This is a genomic window from Candidatus Formimonas warabiya (assembly GCF_002777255.1).
GTDB classification, from domain to species: domain Bacteria; phylum Bacillota; class Dehalobacteriia; order Dehalobacteriales; family Dehalobacteriaceae; genus Formimonas; species Formimonas warabiya.
Genome location: NZ_CP017634.1, coordinates 4854635 through 4871542, shown reverse-complemented (window position 1 = coordinate 4871542; position 16908 = coordinate 4854635). Strand labels below are relative to the sequence as shown.

General features: G+C 46.7%; 17 protein-coding genes. 2 read left to right on the top strand and 15 right to left on the bottom strand.

Annotation, left to right across the window (positions count from 1 at the left end; translation table 11 throughout):
* Positions 1-64 precede the first annotated feature (64 nt).
* The 11 genes from DCMF_RS22090 to DCMF_RS22040 all read right to left on the bottom strand — a co-directional run bounded on the left by DCMF_RS22090 (position 65) and on the right by DCMF_RS22040 (position 9393).
* Positions 65-877, bottom strand: a complete 813-nt coding sequence (locus tag DCMF_RS22090) for a class I SAM-dependent methyltransferase (protein WP_148136425.1) — start codon at positions 875-877, stop codon at positions 65-67.
* A gap of 109 nt (positions 878-986) precedes the next feature.
* Complete coding sequence (locus DCMF_RS22085; protein ID WP_257790983.1) at positions 987-1214, bottom strand: cupin domain-containing protein; 228 nt, start codon at positions 1212-1214, stop codon at positions 987-989.
* Entirely contained in the window at positions 1211-2251 is a 1041-nt protein-coding gene (locus DCMF_RS22080; RefSeq protein WP_236860091.1) for an abortive infection protein, read from the bottom strand. The genes DCMF_RS22085 and DCMF_RS22080 overlap by 4 nt, the downstream gene beginning before the upstream one ends.
* 128 nt (positions 2252-2379) lie before the next feature.
* Entirely contained in the window at positions 2380-3711 is a 1332-nt protein-coding gene (locus DCMF_RS22075; RefSeq protein WP_148136422.1) for a DNA recombination protein RmuC, read from the bottom strand.
* 134 nt (positions 3712-3845) lie between these two features.
* A complete protein-coding gene (locus DCMF_RS22070) occupies positions 3846-4427 on the bottom strand; it encodes an ANTAR domain-containing response regulator (RefSeq protein WP_148136421.1) in 582 nt (193 codons plus the stop codon).
* 189 nt (positions 4428-4616) lie between these two features.
* Complete coding sequence (gene corA / locus DCMF_RS22065) at positions 4617-5681, bottom strand: magnesium/cobalt transporter CorA (RefSeq protein WP_148136420.1); 1065 nt, start codon at positions 5679-5681, stop codon at positions 4617-4619.
* 21 nt (positions 5682-5702) lie between these two features.
* Entirely contained in the window at positions 5703-6329 is a 627-nt protein-coding gene (locus DCMF_RS22060; protein WP_148136419.1) for a LysE family translocator, read from the bottom strand.
* A gap of 127 nt (positions 6330-6456) precedes the next feature.
* Positions 6457-6933 carry a 2-C-methyl-D-erythritol 2,4-cyclodiphosphate synthase gene (gene ispF / locus DCMF_RS22055; RefSeq protein WP_148136418.1) on the bottom strand — a complete coding sequence of 159 codons (477 nt, stop codon included), beginning with the start codon at positions 6931-6933 and terminating at the stop codon, positions 6457-6459.
* A gap of 1 nt (position 6934) precedes the next feature.
* Complete coding sequence (gene ispD / locus DCMF_RS22050; RefSeq protein WP_148136417.1) at positions 6935-7624, bottom strand: 2-C-methyl-D-erythritol 4-phosphate cytidylyltransferase; 690 nt, start codon at positions 7622-7624, stop codon at positions 6935-6937.
* Positions 7612-8757 (bottom strand): PIN/TRAM domain-containing protein, encoded by a 1146-nt coding sequence (locus DCMF_RS22045; protein ID WP_214658809.1) that lies wholly within the window; start codon positions 8755-8757, stop codon positions 7612-7614. Before DCMF_RS22045 ends, ispD begins: the two co-directional genes overlap by 13 nt.
* Before the next feature lie 138 nt (positions 8758-8895).
* Positions 8896-9393, bottom strand: coding sequence for a CarD family transcriptional regulator (locus DCMF_RS22040; protein WP_148136416.1), 498 nt, complete (start codon positions 9391-9393; stop codon positions 8896-8898).
* Between the two features lie 216 nt (positions 9394-9609).
* Between DCMF_RS22040 and DCMF_RS22035 the strand changes: the two genes are divergently transcribed.
* Positions 9610-10011, top strand: a complete 402-nt coding sequence (locus DCMF_RS22035; RefSeq protein ID WP_148136415.1) for a nucleoside triphosphate pyrophosphohydrolase family protein — start codon at positions 9610-9612, stop codon at positions 10009-10011.
* A 145-nt stretch (positions 10012-10156) separates the two neighbouring features.
* A complete protein-coding gene (locus tag DCMF_RS22030) occupies positions 10157-10702 on the top strand; it encodes a hypothetical protein (protein WP_214658808.1) in 546 nt (181 codons plus the stop codon).
* Here DCMF_RS22030 and disA read toward each other — a convergent pair.
* The 4 genes from disA to DCMF_RS22010 all read right to left on the bottom strand — a co-directional run bounded on the left by disA (position 10661) and on the right by DCMF_RS22010 (position 16907).
* Positions 10661-11737, bottom strand: a complete 1077-nt coding sequence (gene disA / locus DCMF_RS22025; protein WP_148136413.1) for a DNA integrity scanning diadenylate cyclase DisA — start codon at positions 11735-11737, stop codon at positions 10661-10663. The genes DCMF_RS22030 and disA overlap by 42 nt on opposite strands.
* 116 nt (positions 11738-11853) lie before the next feature.
* Entirely contained in the window at positions 11854-13218 is a 1365-nt protein-coding gene (gene radA, locus DCMF_RS22020; RefSeq protein WP_148136412.1) for a DNA repair protein RadA, read from the bottom strand.
* An 81-nt stretch (positions 13219-13299) separates the two neighbouring features.
* On the bottom strand, positions 13300-15828 hold the full coding sequence (locus tag DCMF_RS22015; RefSeq protein ID WP_148136411.1) for an ATP-dependent Clp protease ATP-binding subunit: 2529 nt from the start codon (positions 15826-15828) through the stop codon (positions 13300-13302).
* Positions 15829-15830: 2 nt separating this feature from the next.
* On the bottom strand, positions 15831-16907 hold the full coding sequence (locus tag DCMF_RS22010) for a protein arginine kinase (protein ID WP_148136410.1): 1077 nt from the start codon (positions 16905-16907) through the stop codon (positions 15831-15833).
* Between the last annotated feature and the right edge of the window lies 1 nt (position 16908).

Here is a 16908-nt window from a genome sequence, read left to right as displayed (position 1 = left end):
CCTCAAACCCTATCCATTATTTTATCGGGTCATTTTCGAGTACCATGAGAGCAGCCTCTGGACACTAACACACCTTATAAATTAATAATCTCTGTGCTTTTTTAACAAATGGAAATAAGTTCGCGATCCCATACATTACTTTCATGCCAAAATTTAAATTTTCCACCTCTTTATTAGCAGTAAAATACAATTCGTTGAGAAATTTAATTTCCCTTCCCCATCTTTCCAGTTCTTCCGGGTGATCAATACCCCATTGAATCACTGCACTAGTTTTCTTGATTGAGGGGTGATTTCCTGCTTTTTTAGCTGTAAAGACATTAAAAGCATCAAAAATTAAGGTATAACAACCTAGTCTATGCTTCAGCTTTCTCAATAAATTTTTGATGTCATCTTCTTTCAGATACATGAACAGTCCCTCAGCGATAACTAGGTTATGCCCTTTGCCCTCCGGTACTTTCTCAATCCATTCGTCCTCAGTAACTGAAGACGAGACCAGATGATACTTATTTGTCTCCTCAAAAAACAGTTTTCTAATCTCCATCACTTCTTTAAAATCCACATCGTACCAGTCAACATTGCTGTTTTGGATTCTGTGATACCTGCTGTCCAGCCCGCAACCCAAATGCAGGGCCACACTATCCCTATGCCCGGACAGAAAATCTTTTGTAAAATTATCAATCAGCTTGGCTCTGAGGCACATCAAGATATTCGTTTTCTCAGGAATTTTTAGCGAGGAAAAATCGTAATCAATTTGACTAATTATCTCGACTGCTTTTGTATCTACAAGGATGGGGGATGCTTTTTGGGTTTCTTTTGCTTTGCCGTATAAGGGAATGAGCAAAGTTTCCTTTTCGCGGGTCAAAATTATCTTGTCCATAGGATATCACCTCCGCAAAAACGTTTATCCGTCCGATCAATGTGGGGTCTCACGTAGGACTTGGATAACGTTTCAAGGATTCTTAACAAGTGGCAAATACCATTATGAATTAGTCATTGGCGCTATGAATACGTTTATCCCCAAATGCATGGATGGATCTTGTTCCGGCAATACACTTTCCCCACTGTTCCGTCCCCTTGGGAATAAATAATTCATCACCCGGATGGAGAACATACTCCTGATCATTTATCACTGCTGTATATTGACCGTTTACACAGACCATATACTTATCAAGTTCATGGGTGTGTTTCTTAGATACTCTACCAGCCCTTTTCAGTTCCTCTTCCCCTCCTCATTTTTTGCGTAATACTCAGCCAACGCCATAAAACACTGTTTGGGCTCCCACGGCATATCTTTATAGGTGGTCCCATTTCGATTCACGTAGGTTTTGACCAGACTATAGCTCGCCATATCCAAATCGTATAAAGAATTTTCATGATAAGGGTAGGTCGGGCTTACGAAAGTAAACACAAATGCCCCTTGGACATTTTCCCCTTTAAAAATATCCAGCAACTCAATTACATAATTAGCCTGTACGCTTTCATCGCGCACAAACTCCCCTTTAAGCTGATAGGGTTTTTGGCTCCGGTCAACAATTGCCCAACCATAACCGCCCTTATCTTCAGCGCCTCTATATGTGCAACAGCCAAACTCTAAAATCACTACCGGTTTCCCATGTTTAAAGTATGTTCTTAACTTCTTCCGGTATGAATTCTTGTTCATGGCCTCCCGGTAGTAATCAATGCCCACAATTTCGAATAAATCCCAATTTACATCTTCCCAGGGACCAGACGCATAAGTAAGCTGGCCATGAAAATGTGCTCTCACAACAGTTGTAGCCTGAGACAAAAAACAATTTAACCGTTTATTGAAAGAACCTTTCAAAAGCGTGCTTTTAAGCAAGCGCCAAGGTTTCATAAAAGTATTGATCCGGTCAAATGTAGTGTTTCCTTCCACCAGCCCCTTCATAAAGAAGGTAAGCTCACATCCGATGACAAAAACAATGTGTGGGGATTGCACCCGTAATTGTTCCGCCGCCTTAGCACATTCGGCTAAGTAGGACAGTGTCTCCTGCTCATTGGCATCAACAAAGGACGGGGAAAACCAGACTTCTAAACCCAGCTCCAATGCGGATTCAGCGGCCATCGTGAGTCTGGCGATATCTTGGCCTGAAATTCTGATAGCGTTACAGTGCAAATCACTTTTGATGATTTCAAGTTCACGCTGTACAATATCAGGCTCGAATTTATCACGGGAGGATGATTCTTTTCCCCTGGTAAACGTTCCTACATCATAATTAACACCTTTACGCACTGAATACCCTCCTATTCAATTCAAGGGACGGTTCTTGAATTGAATCTTACTGATTCCCTGCTTAATCTCACTTTTTCTATTCTAACACTGCTGCCCTAATTCAATTCAAGAACCGTCCCTGAATTGAATTAGATGGCTGCACTTTCTGTCTCTTCATCCTCCAAAAGCTGTACCGCCTCGGCCGAGGGCAGTTCTTGAACCTGCTTCAGCTTCCGCTCAATGGTGCGGGACTTTTTCGCCGCATTTTCAATGGTTGTGCTGGCTTCCTCAAGTTTTTTCTTGGTCTTGTCCAAAATATCGCCGAACCGGCCAAATTCGGTTTTCACCGCACCCAGCAAAGCCCAGACCTCGCTGGACCGTTTCTCAATGGCCAGGGTGCGGAATCCCATCTGCAGGCTGTTCAACAGGGCCGCTAAAGTGGTGGGCCCGGTCACGACCACCCGGTAGGTCCGCTGCAGGTTTTCACAAAGCCCGGGACGGCGCAGTACTTCTGCATATAAGCCTTCCGTGGGCAAAAACATAATGCCGAAATCAGTCGTATAAGGAGGATCCAGATATTTTTCCTTAATATCCTTGGCCTCCCCCTTAATCCTGGCTTCCAGCAGTTTGCCCGCTTCTTCTGCCAGTTCTGCGTTAGCTTCTTCCCGGGCATCAAGAAGTCGTTGATAATCCTCCTGGGGGAATTTCGCATCGATCGGCAGCCACACATCCTGCTCTTTGTCGTGGCGTCCCGGCAGTTTGATAGCAAACTCTACCCGTTCGGAACCGCCCTTCTTGGTCGCCACATTTTGCGCGTACTGTTCCATGGTAAGAATTTGCTCCAAAAGATTCCCCAGTTGGATTTCTCCCCAAGTTCCCCTGGTCTTCACATTGGTTAAAACTTTCTTTAAATCTCCCACCCCGGACGCAAGGGATTGCATTTCTCCCAACCCTTTATGTACCTGCTCCAGCCTGTCGCTCACCAGCTTAAAGGACTCGCCCAGGCGTTTTTCCAGCGTGGCATGAAGTTTTTCGTCAACCGTAGCCCGCATCTGCTCCAGCTTCTTGTTGTTGTCTTCTTGGAGGTGGGTCATTTTTTGTTCCACCGTTTCCCGCATTTTGTCCAGTTTGGTTTCATTTGTTTGGGTAAGATTGGTCAGTCGGGTAGAGAAAAGGTCCAGCTGATTCTTCTGCAGGGTGGCAATTTCCGTCATTCTGGCCAGGAAAAGATCTCCGAATGTTTTCAGGGATTCGCTTACTTCCCTTCTCACTTCTTTGGAATTAAGAGCAGCTTCTTCCCGGTTTTTTGCCAGTTCCCCTTGCATCATCCGCTCTGCTTTTTCCTGGTTTCTGTCCAGATTACCTAGGGAAGTCTCCAACTGGGCCAGATACGTATAAGGATTCCTCAATAATAATAGGCATAATAAAATCACGGCAACTAGATTCAGCACGATCAGCGCGATCATTAATATTTCAGGCATCGTCCACTCCCCCATTCCGAAAACTTTTCCATCAGGCTATTTGCTATTCACTTCTCCAAAAAGAGATGGTTTCCTTCCTGATGCCACCTTTTTCAAGAATAAAGGCTTTGCCTCTCAGCAAAGCCCCTGATGTATTATGCTGTTTCCTGATTAGACTGGTGTGCGGAAATGATTTTCTCCGCCATCTCCCGAATGGGAGTTCCCTGATTATGTGCTAATATCTGGATGGTATAAAGGGCCTGTACCTCCCCGATTTGCCAATTTTCCATGAGCAGCTGCCTGGCCTGGTCTACAATTTTCCGGGTAGTATGGGCAGAATGAACCTGCTGGTATCTGGAATCAAGCTCCATAACTTTATGAAATTGATCCATCGTTACCTTAATGGCTGACTTCCACTTTGTCTCATCTGCCAACTTGTCCAAGAAGGCAACGCCCCATTTGTTCCTATTCTGAGCGATAAACTTCGGGCAGTCCTTATCGGCAAACAAGATAATGGGCACCAGATTATTTTTGCGGATCGTTTTGGCCAAATCCATAAAAGCAGGTATCCCCTCCACAACCACCAAACCGGGCTGGATTGCCTTAATTATGTTCAGGGCATTGGCATCTTCCAGAATGCGCCCCGTCACCGCACATCCCAGGCGGTGAAAAATCTCCTCTAATGTTTCAGCGGTTTTTATCTCCGTACATACAATGATCACATTTAATCCAAGCATCTGCCCACCACCTTTCTGAGTTTAGGTACCACAAATGCCTTCCAGAGAGTGCTTACTCCTAAAAGGCATTTAAAAATTTTGTTCCCATCGAGGAAACACAACATCATTAGTTGTAAAAGTTATCATAATACATTCAGGTCAATAATGCAATACGCAAATTTAAACAATTTTATTTATTTTCTGTCAATTCTACAACCATTTTTTGCGCCGGAAAAAAAACAGCATCAGAATAGCGATGATCAACATAAATCCCATAATCACCGGGTAGCCCCAATGCCACTTCAGTTCCGGCATAAAAGTAAAATTCATGCCATAAACACCGGCAATAAAGGTGAGCGGAATAAAAATGGTGGAAATTACCGTCAACACTTTCATCACTTCATTCATGCGGTTGCTGATACTGGACAGGTAAATATCCAGCATGCCGGACAACATATCCCGGTACGTCTCAATCACATCTACCATTTCAATGACATGGTCATAAAGATCCCGTAAATAAGGCCCGGTGGACGCTTGGATCATAGGCGTCACCTCATTTTGCATACTGTCAATCACTTCACGCAAGGGCCAAATAGATTTCCGCAGCAAGAGCATTTCATGTTTTAATTTATGAATCATACGCAGAGTCTCCCGGGTGGGACGGGACATCAGATTCTCTTCTAATTGTTCAATTTCTTCTCCCAAAACCTCCAACACGATAAAATAGTTGTCGATTACCCCATCCAACAAGGAGTAGGCCAAAAAATCAGCACCCATTTTCCGGATCGAGCCCTTCCCGTTGATAATCCGATCCCGGACAGGGGAAAAAATGTCTCCCTCTCTTTCTTGAAAAGAGACCACAAAATTCTTTCCCACGATGAGGCTGACCTGCTCCATATCAATTTCATGCTGCTGCTCTTGATAACCGATTCTTTTTAAAATGATAAAGTAATATTCGCCATAATCCTCAAATTTCGGCCGCTGGTTGGTATTGAGGATATCCTCCAAAACCAAGGCGTGAATGCCTAACCGTTCTCCACAGTTCTCTAATAGTTGAATATCATGGATACCAGAGATATTAATCCAGCTCACCGTGGCATTCTTAAAAACAACCGGACACTGATCAAATATATTTACTTCCTGCTCCTGGTATCCCTTCTCATCATACTTTAAAAAGTTGATTTTCGGCTTTTCTCCATAGTTTTGCCCGATATGTACCAAAGTCCCTGGAGGCAGCCCGGCCTTTTGGGAATGGCCCCTGATTCTTCCCTTCATCTCAGTTCCTCCAAGCCGATCTCAAATAATTTTCACCAAGTTTAATAATAGCAAAAGCCCTAAACCCCCGATAAATGAACCGGAAATCCGGTAAACCCATTGGATTTTGGGAGGGTCCAACCTGAGCCCGAAGATTTTAAAACCGCCGCCCAAAACCACCCACCACAAAGCGGATCCGGTAAAAACGCCTAAGATTAATTCTCCCTCTCCCAGATAATGCCCCCTGACGTCAACTACACCCAGGGCGGCAAATATGCCGGCAAAGGACAGGATAGTCATAGGATTGGTAAAGGTCAAAAACAAGGCCGAGAAATATGCCCGGAGGAGACTATTTTTTCGCACCGTACCCCGGGGCTCCGGTACAGGCACCGTAAAGAAAATTCTCATGCCTAAAACGCCTAGCACCAATCCTCCCAGCAGGCCAAACCAGATTTGCTCATGGGTCAGTATTTGGGATACATAGGATACCCCCAACACGGCAACAAATCCATAAACAGCATCTGCGGTTGCGGCACCCAACCCGGAAATAATTCCGTATACCCGCCCCTCCGTCAAAGTACGGCATAAGCATAGCACCCCGATCGGACCAACCGGCACCGCTACGATTAGCCCCACAACAATCCCTTTCAGGAAAACAGAGATCCCCATTTCACTCTCCCGCATCAATTCGCCTGTGATCCATCATATTCATATTTGTTTCATGTTATCCGGAAAACTTTATTTTCCTTCAATCTTATGTAAATTTAGGCAAAAAAACTTTATCCCCCTTCCCCGATCAGTGAGATGCAGTGACAGTCACTACCGCATGGGCCCCGATCCCTTCTCCGGTTCCCGTAAATCCCAGTCCTTCCGTAGTAGTAGCTTTCACATTGACCTGATCGGTTTCAATCTCTAAGGCAAGGGCAATTTGCCGGCACATCCCTTGCATAAAAGGAGCCAGCTTAGGCTGTTCAGCCACAATCACCGCATCTACGTTGTGGGTCCGATATCCTTTTTCCTCTAATAATTCTCTCACCGTTTTTAAAAGGAACAGGCTGGAGATTCCTTTAAACTTGGGATCTGAATCAGGAAAATGTTTACCAATATCACCCAGGGCCGCGGCGCCCAAAAGAGCATCCATAATGGCATGAATCAGCACATCGGCATCCGAATGCCCCAGAAGTCCCAATTTATAAGGAATCTCAACTCCTCCCAGAATTAATTTGCGTCCTTCCACCAATCTGTGCACGTCATAACCGTAACCAATGCGCACCCTATCCTCTCCTTCTCAATATTAATTCGGCAAAGTCCAAGTCTTCCGGAGTCGTAATTTTTATATTTTCATAACTTCCTTCCACAACCTGGACCTGAAAGCCACACTGCTCCACCAGGGAGGCATCATCTGTCCCCTTGATTCCTTCCTGAAACGCCCGGTCGTAAGCAAAGGTAATGACTCCTTTTTTGAACACCTGAGGAGTTTGCACCGCCCAGAGTTTTGCCCTTTCTAAGGTACTTTTTACCTGACCGTTACCGGAGATTTCTTTAATGGTATCTTTCACGGGGACAGCCAAAATCGCGCCATCATGCGCACCGGCTGCCTGAATCACCTTGGTCAGGTGGGAAGGCAGCAAAAGTGGCCGCGCACCATCATGCACGGCCACTATTTCACATTCACTCGAAAGTGGGGCAAGCCCATGAGCGACTGAATGCTGGCGTTCCCGCCCACCGGAGACCACTCTTGTCACCTTTGTGAGTCCATATTCTTGCACCATTTTCCGGCAATAATCCTCTTCTCCGGGGGTGGCGACCAGAATCACCTCGGTAATCAGGTCACATTGTTGAAATAGTTCCAGCGTGTGTACCAACACCGGTTTGCCCTGGAGCAAGAGGAATTGTTTGTTGACACCTGCTTTCATTCTGGTCCCCTGACCGGCTGCCGCTATTACCGCCGTTACGTAAGGCACTGGTACTCACCTCTGCTATCAAGCTCATGAATCATACCCATTTTTTTGTCTAACTGCTTGGGTCGGCCAAAAATCATTCTTCCTGCCGCCGTCTGCAGCACGCTTGTCACCACCACTCCAATGGTCTGGCCCATATATTTCTTGCCGTTTTCCACCACAATCATGGTGCCGTCGTCCAGATACCCAATACCTTGTCCCATTTCTTTTCCATCTTTAATGACACGGACAATCATCTCTTCCCCCGGCAGGACGACGGGTTTGACCGCATTGGCCAATTCGTTTATGTTCAATACTACCACGCCTTGCAGTTGAGCCACTTTATTGAGATTATAATCATTGGTAATGATATACCCGTTTGTTTCTTGGGCCAACCGCACCAGCTTGCTGTCAACTTCCGTAATGTCTTCATAATCTTTGTCGACAATTTCGATCATGAGGTCGAACTCCTGCCGCAGTTTGTTCAAAATATCCAAACCCCGGCGGCCCCTGTTGCGCTTGAGCAAATCGGATGAATCCGCAATATGGCGCAGCTCTTCCAAAACAAAATTAGGAATTACCAACGTCCCTTCCACAAAACCAGTTTTATAAATATCGGAAATCCTGCCGTCAATAATCACACTGGTATCTAAAATTTTACCAGGTATTATTTTTTTTGTCTCGGTTTTGCTGGCCTTTTCTTTATCTTTTCCGGAAAAACGCATTACGTTTGTGAGGAATGAAAGCAGCTCATCTCTCTTTTTTACCCCTACACTAAGCCCCACATATCCTAAAAACAAGCTGCCCGTTAGGGACAAGTAAGGGCCCACGTATTTGATCCGCGCAACCGACGAGCCGAATTGATTGGCAATAAAAAGGCCAATTATAAGTCCAACTGCCCCTCCTGCAATATCCTGAACAGGAATCTTAAATAATTGGGTTAAAAACCAATTCGTAAAGCGCTGGACACCCACCATGATTTTAGGTGCGATACTCAAACCGATCAGTAAAGACAGAACCACGCTGAAAGATATGGTAGACCACCGGATTTCATCAGATGGGGAAACAAGAAAGTAGTCAATTAAAAATCTGCTCAGAAAAAAACCACCTACCGCCGTAGCAATGCCGATAAAAGCCTGAATAAATTTTCTTAGCATCTTTTCACCTCCTTTATAAAGATTTATCAAGACAATCCAGCTATTATTCTGTGCTGCTCCCGGTTAACATTATACGTCATGTTTGGAAAATGTTTCAACTATAAATTAAAAAAGAAAAATAGCCCATCTGATTTGGGCCTAACAGAGCGCCTTGGAAATACCGCCCAGAACGCCTTCAATCATGGATAGCACCTTACCCTCTTCCTGCCCCTTTGATAGTACCAGCTCACTGATCAATATTTGCCTGGCATAGTCAAGCATCTTCTTTTCTCCCGAAGACAGGGATTTCTCCCGGTCCCTGAGCATTAAATTTCGCACCACTTCTGCTACCTCATAAATATTTCCACTTTTTATTTTCTCCATATTGGCCCGGTAGCGCCGGTTCCAATTTGAGGACATGGGGCTTTTGCGGTCGTTTAAAATGGCCATTACTTTTTGGAATCCCACATCATCAATCACCTGGCGCAAGCCAATCTCCTCCACATTATCCATGGGAACCATCACTTTCATATCGCCAATGGGGATTTTCATCACGTAATAGCTTCTCTTTTCGCCTAATATTTCTTTTTCTTCAATCGCTTCAATGACTCCGGCTCCATGCATGGGGTAGACAACTTTATCACCAATTCGAAACATCCCGCAACCCCCCAAAAAATCACCTAATAAGCTAATTGTATCAAAGGAAGCCTCCGCTGTCAATTTAAAATGATATTTTAACACAGTGGTTGTACAGTGTCAACATTTTTTTCAACATCTTTTGCGTCCTTTTGCCCGCTCCATCACATTGACAATGTAACGCCATAAAAAGTATAATGAATTTATAAAAGGCACGTTTAAAGGAGTGGGCAGGGGATGAAGGATCTGATTTGCGATGAATTCCAGAACACCGTGTCAAAATATTTAGTACGTCATCAAAGTATTTTAGACATTCTTTCCAAAATCCAAGAGTCAACCGCCCGGGTGAACAGAGCAACGATCAAGGCAGTAACCAATTGCGGTTGTGTACAGATACATGCGGCAAAAAAAGAAATGCCTCCGGATGCCACCTTTGATGACTTTGCCATAACCAAACTGCTGGATAATAACTTAGAAGGGGAGCTTTGTGCAGACTGCAAAGAAATGGTGGAAACGGAACTGGGTAAAACTCTTTTTTATCTGGCCGCCCTCTGTAACGCATTGGATTTAAATTTGTATGATGTCCTGCTCAAAGAGCACAAAAAACTTTCCACTTTAAGGATTTTTAATTTTACCTAAACAATCCGAAAGCCGATTTTCTAAAAACCGTTGGCAACAAGAATGCCAACGGTTTTTGTGTGCATAAAGTGGTATTTATGGACTTACATGATATTTTCCCCTCTGGGCAGACTACCTACCAGATTCTGTCCGGGAAGGTGATCCTGTGGATCAATTCATTTCGCTCATGAAATCTTTTCAATTACACCGGTTCTATCTCCAGCTTCCGGTCCGGGAAAAGGAGCTGATGCACCGTTTTGGCTCTTACCTGGCGGAAGAGGAACACTTTGGGTTCCAGTTTTCCCAACCAACCCTGCTTTGGGTGATCGCCGCCAATGCCATTCCTGTGGGGGAGAAAGAATTTGCCAAAAAACTTCTTTTCCAAGCACTCACCCATGCCCATGGTCAGAAGGACCTGTGCTACATCCACAGCAATTTGGCCCAGATCTACCAAGATGAGGGGAACAGGGAGAAAAGTAATTTTCACTGCAGGCAAGCTTTATCCACCCAGTGCTATAATAAATGGGCGGTAGACACCCTCATCAATAACCTGATCCAAATGAACAGGCTGAAAGACGCCGGCCAAGTATGCGAAACCGTTCTTGCCACAGATGTTTACGGTCAGGACCGGCCCAAATACCGGCAAATCCTGGCTTCCGTTAAGTCATGTTCAGAAATGCCGGTCCAAGAGTACTTGCTCCCGCAGTTTTAATAATCCATTTTTGATGGCTTTAGCCCGGATTTCCCCGATTCCTTCCACCTGATCTAACTCTTCAATGGTGGCGGCAATTATCTTTTGCAGGCTACCAAAGAATCGGATCAGATTTTCCACGATGTTGAAGGGCATCCGGGAAAGCTTATTTAAGATCCGGAACCCCTTGGGACTTACGGCCATATCTAACGAGCTAAAGGTATTGCCATACCCGAGAATCCTGCTGATCACCGTGAGTTCCAAAAGATCCTCCCATCCTAAACTGCGCAGATTTTTGTTGATCTGGTCCAGATTTTTGGGTTCCGTATCCACATAGTCGAGCAAAACAAGCTGGGCCTCTTCATGGACATTGGTGGTCAATTCCTCCATCTGCATGTTTACCAGTTGGCCTTCCGAGCCTAACAGGGCAAGATAAAAATCCAGCTCATGAATAATCCTTTTCACCATTTCTACCCTTTGGATCACTTTACTCACATCCAGCACGGTGACTACGTCTTCAAATTCCTGGATGCTTAAATTGACCAGAACCCGCTCCAAAACCGACCGGTATTTCTCCAAGGTTTGAATGGCCTGGTTCGCTTTCGTGAGGATTAAACTCAGGTCAGGTAATACATATTTTACCGGCCCTTTTAAGACCGTAATCAGTGACCTCCTTTGAGAAATGGCGATCACCAGGGCTCCCGTCTGCCGGGCCACTCTTTCGGCAATGCGGTGCCTGATCCCTGTTTCCTCGGAAAAAATTCCGGACTGAGGCACCAGTTGTGCGTTGGCCTTCCAAATGCTTTCGCCTTTTTCATCCAGAATAATGGCGCCATCCATTTTTGCCAGCTCATAAATCTTGCGCGCAGAAACGGGGGAATTAATTTCAAAGCCGCCCTCAACAAGCCCTTTTACTTCCGGGCTATCCCCCAGTACCAGCAGCCCCCCTGTTTTGGCCCGTAATACGCTTTCGATGCCCTCCCGGATCACTGTCCCCGGAGCCACCGTCCGGATCGCTGATAAAAAATGATCCGGCAATTCTTTTTCCGGTTTCAATCAGGTCACCTTCTTATTACCAAGTCTCATCCCTTTGCCTCACGAATGGCAGGCCTTAACTGGAAAATCAGAGACTTTCATCATTTTCCCCACTACTAAAATAATTATGTCGCCCATCACCTTTCCATGACCACTTCTAAAGCCTCCGCCACACTAGTTACCGGTACCACATTAAGATTAATGTCATCCCCTACCTTGTTCCCTTTCGGAATTACCGCTTTCTTAAATCCCATTTTTACCGCCTCTTTGAGCCTGCGCTCCAAATTCGTCACCGCCCTTACCTCTCCTCCTAAGCCAATCTCCCCCATCACCACAGTATGGCCGTCAATTTCCCGGTCCCGGAAACTGGATGCCACGGCCACAGCAATCGCCAGGTCAACGGCAGGATCTTCCACCCGCACACCGCCGGCAATATTTACGTAAACATCCTGACTGCTCAGATTCATGCCGACGATTTTCTCCAGTACGGCCAGAATAATTAAGGTGCGGTTGTAATCAACCCCTGAGGTGAGCCGGCGGGGATTTCCAAAAGCCGTAGATGAGGCTAAAGCCTGTAATTCCAGTAACACAGGTCTGGTTCCCTGCATGGCGCAAACAACAACAGATCCGGACACCCCTTCCGGCCGCTGGGCTAAAAACAACTGAGACAGGTTGGTGAAAGGGATCAAGCCCTGGTGCTGCATATCAAAAACAGCAATCTCATTGGTTGAGCCGAATCTGTTCTTGATCGCCCGCAAGAGGCGAAAAGAATGATGACGTTCTCCTTCAAAATACAAAACCGTATCCACCATATGCTCTAAAACCCGGGGGCCGGCCAGCATTCCCTCTTTTGTGACATGGCCCACCAAAATCAAGGCCAGATTATGGGTTTTGGCAAAACGCATCCCTTCGGCAGCACACTGCCGGACCTGGGAGACACTGCCCGGTGCGGCGGACAAGTCGGGCAAAAAAACCGTTTGGATGCTGTCAATCACGGTTAATACCGGTTTTTCTTTTTTGGCATGGTCCATGATTTGTTCCATATTGGTTTCCGTTAAAACCAGCACCCGGGGGGAAAGGGTCCCCAAACGCTCTGCCCGTATCCTTACCTGATGGGCAGATTCCTCTCCGGAAACATACAGTACCTTGCCGTATTTCTGGGCAATTTCATAGGCAACCTGCATTAAAAGGGTCGATTTGCCAATGCCCGGTTCCCCTCCTACCAGGATTAAGGAACCCGGAACAATGCCTCCGCCCAGAACGCCTCTTAATTCTTCGTTATCAAGGACCAGCCTGTCGGCATCCTTCACTTCTACTTCGCTGATGGGCTGGGGTTTAGAAGAAGCCGGATTTTCCCCCAGCCCCGAAAGGGGGGACCTTTTAGTGCTGATGACTTCTTCTTCCAGGGTGTTCCACGCGCCGCACCCCGGGCAGCGTCCCTGCCATTTCACAGAATCGTGGCCACACTCCCGGCACACATAAATTGTTTTGTTCTTTGACAACGCCCTTCCCTCCTATTAAAAAAGCAGGGCAAAAGCTGCCCTGCTTCCTCTTCCTATTTGGTTATCAGCAGCTTATCCCAGCTACTTGTTCGACACAACCGGGTTCAAATCCTTTTTGCCCCTCAGGATCACCGTACCCTCTTGAACATCAGCTACAATATGATCCCCCGGTTTAAATTCCTCTCTCAGCAGTGCCTCCGACAGATTATCTTCAATGTATCGTAAAACGGCTCTGCGCAAGGGACGGGCGCCAAAAATCTCATCAAATCCTTCCTGGGCCAAAAATTCTTTGGCGGCATCGGTTACTTCCAGCTCAAACCCTTGCTCCCGGACCCGCTTGTTTAATTCATCCACCATTAAGGTGACGATTTCCTTAATATGGTCACGGTTCAGGGCATGGAAGACAATAATCTCGTCGATCCGGTTTAGAAACTCTGGCCGGAAGGTTTTTTTCATTTCTTCCATTACCCGTTCTTTCATGGTGTCGTAATGATCCGACGAGATCGATGCCGTGAAGCCCAGGGTAGTCTCTTTGCGAATGGTTCTCGCCCCGGCATTGGAGGTCATAATGATTACGGTATTGCGAAAATCCACCGTCCTTCCTTTGGAATCTGTCAGCCTGCCATCCTCCAAAACCTGGAGCAGGATATTGAAAACTTCCGGATGGGCTTTTTCGATTTCATCCAACAAGATTACGGAATAGGGCCTTCTGCGCACCGCCTCGGTAAGCTGTCCCCCTTCTTCATAACCCACATAGCCCGGAGGGGCCCCTACTAAGCGGGAGACAGCGTGTTTCTCCATATATTCCGACATATCGATGCGGACCAGCGCGTCTTCCGCACCAAATATAGCTTCCGCCAAAGCCCGGGCTAATTCCGTTTTCCCTACGCCGGTGGGACCTAAGAAAATGAAGGACCCGACCGGACGCTTGGGATCTTTTAACCCTGAGCGTGCCCTTCTGATGGCCCGGGAAATGGCCTTCACCGCTTCATCCTGTCCGATCACTCTTTGATGCAGAATATTTTCCAAATTGAGCAGACGTTCCGTTTCTTCTTGTTTCAGCTTACTCACAGGGATTCTGGTCCAGCTGGACAAAATATGGGCAATGTCTTCCTCGTCCACAACCCATTTTTCCGTTTCTTTTTCCTGAGTCCAGTGGTTTTTCAGGTCCTCCAGCTGCTGCTGGATCCCTTTTTCTTCGTCCCTGAAACGGGCCGCTTTTTCAAACTCCTGGCTATTGATGGCGGCCTCCTTTTCCTTTTTGACCCCTTCCAGTTTCTCCTCCAGTTGCCGTACCTCCGGCGGGGCCGTATGCACGGCCAGTCTTACTTTGGACGACGCTTCATCGATCAGGTCAATGGCTTTGTCAGGCAAAAACCGGTCGGTAATATAGCGGTCGGATAGATTAACTGCGGCTTCCAGAGCCCCGTCGGTAATTTTTACCCGGTGATGGGCTTCGTATTTATCTCTTAACCCCCGGAGAATTTCCAAAGATTCTTCTTTCGTGGGTTCATCTACGGTAATGGGCTGGAACCTGCGTTCTAAAGCGGCGTCCTTTTCAATGTGTTTCCGGTACTCATCAAGGGTAGTCGCCCCGATGCACTGCAGTTCTCCCCGGGCTAAAGCCGGTTTTAAAATATTGGCGGCGTCAATGGCCCCTTCCGCTGCCCCGGCCCCAACTAAGGTATGCATTTCATCAATAAAAAGGATCACATTTTCCGTCTGACGGATTTCTTCCATCACTTTCTTCAATCTTTCCTCAAATTCGCCCCGGTACTTAGACCCGGCCACCAAGGAAGACATATCCAGGGTCACGACCCGCTTATCCTTTAAGATTTCAGGAACTTTGCCGTCAACAATTTTTTGGGCCAGACCCTCTGCAATAGCGGTTTTCCCCACGCCCGGTTCTCCGATCAGCACCGGATTATTCTTGGTTCTCCGGCTCAATACCTGAATCACGCGTTGAATCTCTTTTTCCCGGCCAATCACAGGATCTACTTTCCCCTTTTGGGCCATTTCGGTCAGATCCCGGCCAAAATTGTCCAAAGTCGGTGTGGTGGACGTGGGTTTCGCCCTTTTGGCAGACTTGGGTTGTTTCCCGTTACCGGCAAACCCGCCGTTGGTAAAAAACATGTTGGGCGTTCCCGTGCTGGCCGGACCCGGAGGAATTGCCGTCCCGCCCGTGATAATTTCGATGACTTTTTCCCGGGCCACATCCAGGCTGACCCCGGAAGAAATGAGGATCCGGGCGGCCAGGCCTTCTCCTTCCCGAATTAAACCCAATAAAATATGCTCTGTGGCCACATAATTAACGCCTTGCGCGCGAGACTCTTCCCCGGCCAGTTCCAGTACCTTTTTGGCCCGGGGAGTCAGGCCGAGTTCCCCGATAGATTGTTCTCCTCCGTTACCCAGCATCTTCTCTATTTCCGCAGCTGCCGGGAGTAAGTTAATCCCCAATTCCTGGAGGGCTCTCGCGGCCACGCCTTCCCCTTCTTTCAGAAGTCCCAGCAAGAGATGCTCCGTCCCTACTGCCGGGTGCCGCAGTCTTTTGGCCTCCATTTGGGCCAGGTAGATTACTTTCTGGGCCCTTTCCGTAAATCTATTCGACATTTTTAATCTCCTCCACTATAGCTTGATATTTTCTCCCGGACAATTTCAGCTCTCTTAATATCTCTTACCTGCGGCTGAAGCTCAAGCTCGCTTTTTTGCTGTAAAAAGGCCGGCTGGGTGGTGACCATTAAGACGTTAAATACCTTGGGATCTATCTCTTTAATGATCTTCATATCGATTCCCAAACGAAGCTCCGATAAGAGGGTCATCGCTTCTTGGGAAGATAAGATTCTGGCATGGGAGAGAATGCCGTATGCCCTCCATACCCGATCTTCCAGCTGTTCTTTTGCTTCCTGTAATAGAATTCCCCGCGCATGGCGCTCCTGTTCAATAACCTGCAGCGTCACGGAGGTAAGGTGGTTAATAATATCATCCTCAGACAGTCCCAGGGTTACCTGATTGGAAATTTGAAACAGGTTTCCCAAGGCTTCGGTTCCTTCCCCGTACATCCCTCTCACGGTCAAACCAATTTGGGACATGGTGGCAAAAATCTGGTATCCCTGTCTCGTTAAGACCAATCCCGGCAGGTGCAGCATTACAGAAGCTCGCATCCCCGTACCCACATTGGTCGGACAAGAAGTTAAATAGCCTTTGTCCTTATCAAAAGCAAAATCCAATGCCTGCTCAAATCGATCGTCTATTTCATCGGCCAGGTGCCATGCCTCATTTAGCTGCATCGCAGGCAGCAAACACTGGATGCGCAGGTGGTCCTCCTCGTTAATCATTACACTTACCGCTTCATCCTCCCGAATCACAACACCTTTGTGGCCGTGGCTTTGGGCATGCTGGGGACTGATTAAATGTTTTTCCACCAAAACCCATCTTTCCATGGGGGTCAATTCACTGAGGGGAAGATAGTGAAAAATGCCTACTTTTTCTTTGAAATCAGGATCTTGAATGATATTCTTAATTAAATTTAGTATTTCCCCTTCCTTGTCATCCCCAAGCAAATAGGGAAATGGTATATTCTGAATATTTCTCGCCAGTCTCACCCTGCTGCTGATCACAATGTCCGCGTTGGGCCCTAATCCCTCCGTCCATTTGCTGTCCGGATGAGAAAAAATATCGGCTCTGTCCATC

Excerpts from the sequence above, each read along its gene's own strand:
- DCMF_RS22090 (WP_148136425.1), bottom strand. The coding sequence starts at position 877 with ATGGACAAGATAATTTTGACCCGCGAAAAGGAAACTTTGCTCATTCCC.
- DCMF_RS22075 (WP_148136422.1), bottom strand. The coding sequence starts at position 3,711 with ATGCCTGAAATATTAATGATCGCGCTGATCGTGCTGAATCTAGTTGCC.
- DCMF_RS22070 (WP_148136421.1), bottom strand. The coding sequence starts at position 4,427 with ATGCTTGGATTAAATGTGATCATTGTATGTACGGAGATAAAAACCGCT.
- corA (WP_148136420.1), bottom strand. The coding sequence starts at position 5,681 with ATGAAGGGAAGAATCAGGGGCCATTCCCAAAAGGCCGGGCTGCCTCCA.
- DCMF_RS22060 (WP_148136419.1), bottom strand. The coding sequence starts at position 6,329 with ATGGGGATCTCTGTTTTCCTGAAAGGGATTGTTGTGGGGCTAATCGTA.
- DCMF_RS22045 (WP_214658809.1), bottom strand. The coding sequence starts at position 8,757 with ATGCTAAGAAAATTTATTCAGGCTTTTATCGGCATTGCTACGGCGGTA.
- DCMF_RS22040 (WP_148136416.1), bottom strand. The coding sequence starts at position 9,393 with ATGTTTCGAATTGGTGATAAAGTTGTCTACCCCATGCATGGAGCCGGA.
- DCMF_RS22035 (WP_148136415.1), top strand. The coding sequence starts at position 9,610 with ATGAAGGATCTGATTTGCGATGAATTCCAGAACACCGTGTCAAAATAT.
- DCMF_RS22015 (WP_148136411.1), bottom strand. The coding sequence starts at position 15,828 with ATGTCGAATAGATTTACGGAAAGGGCCCAGAAAGTAATCTACCTGGCC.
- DCMF_RS22010 (WP_148136410.1), bottom strand. The coding sequence starts at position 16,907 with ATGGACAGAGCCGATATTTTTTCTCATCCGGACAGCAAATGGACGGAG.